We start from the raw sequence: 5,159 nt of genomic DNA, 5'->3' as shown, positions 1-5,159 counted from the left end.
GTGAAAATCCTAAGCGTTGTTATAAGGATAAGAAAATTGATACGCGTATGCAGATTAGTGCATTACTTAGAGAGACTCTAGCTAAGACTAAAGAATATATGGAGAAAAAAGAAGCTGGAAAAGATGTCGCTTATGATCAAAAGCTTGAAGCCATGATTCCAGTTATCAAAAAAGAATTACCATTGAAGTGCCACGCCCATAGAGCCGATGATATTTTAACTGTCATTCGTATTGCGAAAGAATATGACATTGAAGTAACTTTAGATCATGCGACGGATGCAAGATGCATTGTCGAACAGATCAAAGAAAGTGGATATCCATGTATTTGTGGTCCTAGTTTTGGCCATAAGACAAAATTTGAATTGAAATCCAAATCCTTTAAAACGCCTGGCGTATTAAACAAAGCTGGAATCTTAGTTTCCATCACAACCGATTCTCCAGTTATTCCAGAACAATATTTATCTTTATGTGCCGCTTTGGCCGCAAAAGAAGGTATGGATGAATATGAGGCTATCAAAGCTATCACAATCAATCCAGCTAAGATCTTAAAACTCGATAATCGCGTAGGTTCTATTAAAGCAGGTAAAGATGCTGACTTTATTATTTGTACAAAGAACATTCTAGATACGACAAATGAAATCAAATCTGTCTATATTGATGGAAAGAAGGCCGTGTAATGTTATTTAAGAACGCGACGATTTATACTATGGAAGAAGATCCCTTTATTGGTGATTTTCGAGTTGATAAAGGTGTATTTACTGAAGTAGGAAAAGATTTACAGTCTAATGAAGACGACTTTGTTCAAGACTTATCTGGTTTATATGTCTTCCCTGGACTTATTGATGCTCATAGCCATCTAGGTATGGTATGTTCTTCCATTGGCTTTGAAGGCGAAGATGGAAATGAAGTCACAGATCCAGTTACGCCCAATATTCGTGGCATCGATGGCTGTAATCCAATGGATGAAACAATTAAAGAAGCATTAAAAAGCGGAGTGACTACAGTCGCTGCAGGTCCAGGTAGTGCTAATGTGATTGGTGGAACTTTCTTTGCGTATAAAACTGCAGGTAACTGCATTGATGAAATGACAATTAAAAATCCTTTGGCGATGAAAGCCGCATTCGGTGAAAATCCTAAGCGTTGTTATCAAGGAAATAAAATTGATACGCGTATGCAGATCAGTGCATTACTTAGAGAAACTCTAGCTAAGACTAAAGAATATATGGAGAAAAAAGAAGCTGGAAAAGAAGTAGATTATGATCAAAAACTAGAAGCGATGATTCCGGTTATTAAAAAGGAAATGCCATTAAAGTGCCATTGTCATAGAGCCGATGATATTTTAACCGTGATTCGTATTGCGAAAGAATATGACATTGAAGTGACATTAGATCATGTAACAGATGGAAGAAGTATTATTCCACAAATTAAAGAGAGTGGTTTTCCATGTATTCTAGGTCCTTGTTTAGGTCATAAATCAAAATATGAAGTTAAAAACATGTCTTTTGAAACGGCCAATGAATTCTATAAAGCCGGTATTCCTTTCTGCATTATCACAGACTCTCCTGTAGTACCCGAACAATACTTATCATTAAGTGCAGCTTTAGCCGCAAAAGCTGGTCTTCCAGAATATGAAGCCATTAAGGCCATCACAATCAATCCAGCTAAGATTTTAAAACTGGATGATCGTATTGGTTCTATTAAAACTGGTAAGGATGCAGACTTTGTGATTTGTACAAAGAATATTTTAGATACACAAAATGAAATTAAGACAGTATATGTCAATGGAAAGAAGGAAGCATAATGTTATTTAAGAACGCAACAATTTATACAATGGAACAAGATCCATTTGTAGGTGATTTTAAAATTGATAAAGGTGTATTTACACAAGTAGGAAAAGATTTGACACCAGATGTTGGTGAAGATGTGCAAGATCTAAATGGTCTATATGTATTCCCTGGTTTAGTTGAAAGTCATTGCCATCTAGGTATGGAAGAAACAGCCATTCGTTTTGAAGGTGATGATGTCAATGAAATCACAGATCCAATCACACCAAATATGCGTGGTATTGATGGATGTAATCCAATGGATGAAACAATCGAATCCGCATTAAAAGGTGGAGTTACAACGGTAGCTGCAGGTCCTGGTAGTGCCAATGTGATTGGTGGAACTTTCTTTGCGTATAAAACCGTAGGTAACTGTATTGATGAAATGAGCATTCAAAATCCTTTGGCTATGAAGGCAGCCTTTGGTGAAAACCCTAAGCGTTGTTATCAAGGAAAGAAAATTGATACGCGTATGCAAATTAGTGCACTACTTAGAGAGACTCTAGCTAAGACTAAAGAATATATGGAGAAAAAAGAAGCTGGAAAAGATGTCGCTTATGATCAAAAGCTTGAAGCGATGATTCCTGTTGTCAAAAGAGAAATTCCATTAAAGTGCCATTGTCATAGAGCCGATGATATTTTAACAGTGATTCGCATTGCGAAAGAATATGATATTAAAGTAACATTAGATCATGTTACAGATGCTCGTTGTATCATTCCTCAAATCAAAGAAAGTGGATTCCCTTGTATTTGTGGACCTGCTTTGACTCACAAATCAAAATTTGAGCTTGCGAATATGTCATTTGAAACACCAAACGAACTATATAAAGCTGGTATTTTATTCTCAATCATTACAGACTCTCCTGTAGTGCCTCAACAATACCTTTCTTTAAGTGCTGCTCTAGCCGCTAAAGCTGGTCTTCCTGAATATGAAGCTATTAAAGCCATCACAATCAATCCAGCTAAAATCTTAGGCTTAGACAATCGTTTAGGTTCAATCAAAGAAGGTAAAGACGCTGACTTTGTGATTTGTACAAAGAACATTCTAGATACTACAAATGAAATCAAAGCTGTTTATGTCGACGGAAAGAAGGCCGCTTAATGCTTTTTAAAAACGCCACTATTTATACCATGGAAGAAGAACCCTTTATCGGTGATTTTAGAGTCGATAAAGGTGTATTTACAGAAATTGGGAAGAATTTAGAACCCAAAGATGAAGATATCCAAGATCTTTCGGGATTCAATGTGTATCCAGGCATGGTAGAAGCCCATTGTCATTTGGGCATGGAAGAAACGGCTATTGGTTTTGAGGGCAATGATTTAAATGAAATCACAGATCCAATCACTCCAAACATGCGTGGCATTGATGGTTGTAATCCAATGGATGAAACTGTACAAACTGCATTAGAAGCAGGAGTCACAACGGTAGCTGCAGGACCTGGTAGTGCCAATGTGATTGGTGGTACATTCTTTGCATATAAGACAAAAGGAAATTGTATCGATGAAATGACCATTCAAAATCCAATTGCGATGAAGGCGGCTTTTGGTGAAAATCCAAAGAATTGCTACAAAGGAAAGAAAATTGATACGCGTATGCAGATTAGTGCATTATTAAGAGAAACATTAGAAAAGACAAAGGAATACATGAAGAAAAAAGAATCTGATAAAGATGTAGACTATGATCAAAAGCTAGAAGCGATGATTCCTGTTGTCAAAAGAGAAATTCCCTTAAAGTGTCATGCTCATAGAGCCGATGATATGTTAACGGCAATTCGTATCGCAAAAGAATACGATATTGAAATCACCTTAGATCATGCGACAGATTCACAAGCAATTCTAGATCAAATCAAAGAGAGTGGTTTTCCATGTATTTGTGGACCAAGTCTTTGTCATAAAGATAAGTTTGAATGTGCCAACGATTCGTTTGAAACTCCAAATAAGATGTATGAAAAAGGAATCTTGTTTGCGATCACAACCGATTCCCCATTCAATCCCCAACAATATCTGCCATTAAATGCTGCACTTGCACATAAGGCAGGACTACCAGAGTTAGAAGCCATCAAGGCCATCACAATCAATCCAGCTAAGATCTTACATTTAGAGAATCGAGTTGGTTCTATTAAACCTGGCAAAGATGCTGACTTTATAATTTGTACAAAAAGTTTGATTGATTTAAATAATACAATAAAAAATGTATATATTGATGGAACAAAAGCTGTCTAAGACAGCTTTTTATATGCTAAAATAGTGTAGTTGGAGAATAAAATATGAATATAGTTGAAAAATATGGTGGAACCAGCGTTGGAACAATTGAACAAATTCAGGCTATTGCACTTCATGCCAAACACATGAAAGAACAAGGTCACAATCTAGTCATTGTTGCGAGTGCCATGGGAAAAACCACAAATAAATTAATAGAATTAGCTCATAGTGTCACAAACAATCCAAACAAACGAGAATTGGATTCTTTATTATCTACGGGTGAGCAACAAACAATTACACTTCTTGCGATTGCGATGAATTCAATAGGTTTGGATGCAATCAGTTTAACTGGCTATCAAGCAGGTTTTCTTACTAGTAAACACCATTCTCGTGCTTTGATCAAAGATATTGATACAACTACAATTCAAGCTCATTTGGATCAAGGAAAAGTTGTTGTTGTAGCCGGCTTTCAAGGTGCTACTGAATATGGAGACATCACTACTTCAGGTCGTGGCGGAAGTGATACAACAGCGGTTGCGATTGCCGCAAAACTTGGCTATCAATGCCATATCTTTACCGATGTAGATGGAGTTTATACAATTGACCCGAGATTATATACGCGTGCTAAAAAATTAAAATCCATTTCTTATGAAGAAATGATGCAGATGGCCTGTTTAGGAGCTGGAGTATTAGAAACTCGAAGCGTCGAACTTGCTAGTAAATATAATGTTCCCCTTTTCTTAGGAAAAGCTTTGGAAACAGATTTAGAGAAAGGAACTTGGATTATGCATAAAGAATTAGAAGATATGCCAATTACAGGTTTAAGTGTAAAAGATGACTATGCGATCATGCGCTTTATGCACTTACCTAACGATGGTGTTTATTTAGGAAAACTATTTAAGATGATTTCCAATTTAAATATCAACCTAGATACAATTTCACAACAATTAGATGATGAAGGCCTAGCCAACTTTACTTTATATTGTTCTGAAGAACAAAGTAATCAAATCATGGAACATGCCTCAAAGGAGTATCCTGTACATCAAATGCTTGGATACATCAAATTGTCTTTAGTAGGACTTGGTATTTCTACACATTCAGGTATTGCCAGTAAAGTATTAAACATCTTAAGTG

At 36.2% G+C, this 5,159-nt stretch carries 5 protein-coding genes; all 5 read left to right on the top strand.

Translation table 11 applies throughout. The annotated features are described in order from the left end of the window. Positions 1–677: amidohydrolase family protein (locus ACZQCL_RS06055; RefSeq protein WP_482482242.1), on the top strand; the 677-nt coding region annotated here is incomplete at its 5' end. Then, the gene (locus tag ACZQCL_RS06050) at positions 677–1,801 is read left to right on the top strand and encodes an amidohydrolase (RefSeq protein ID WP_418521755.1); all 1,125 of its coding nucleotides are present in this window, start codon (positions 677–679) and stop codon (positions 1,799–1,801) included. The genes ACZQCL_RS06055 and ACZQCL_RS06050, both read left to right, overlap by 1 nt. Further along, on the top strand, positions 1,801–2,925 hold the full coding sequence (locus ACZQCL_RS06045) for an amidohydrolase (RefSeq protein ID WP_482482241.1): 1,125 nt from the start codon (positions 1,801–1,803) through the stop codon (positions 2,923–2,925). The genes ACZQCL_RS06050 and ACZQCL_RS06045 overlap by 1 nt, the downstream gene beginning before the upstream one ends. Further along, positions 2,925–4,046, top strand: coding sequence for an amidohydrolase (locus tag ACZQCL_RS06040; RefSeq protein WP_482482240.1), 1,122 nt, complete (start codon positions 2,925–2,927; stop codon positions 4,044–4,046). The genes ACZQCL_RS06045 and ACZQCL_RS06040 overlap by 1 nt, the downstream gene beginning before the upstream one ends. A gap of 44 nt (positions 4,047–4,090) precedes the next feature. Next, positions 4,091–5,159: aspartate kinase (locus tag ACZQCL_RS06035; protein WP_482482239.1), on the top strand; the 1,069-nt coding region annotated here is incomplete at its 3' end.

Source organism: Holdemanella sp. (genome assembly GCF_056804935.1).
This window is presented reverse-complemented; position numbering and strand designations above follow the sequence as displayed.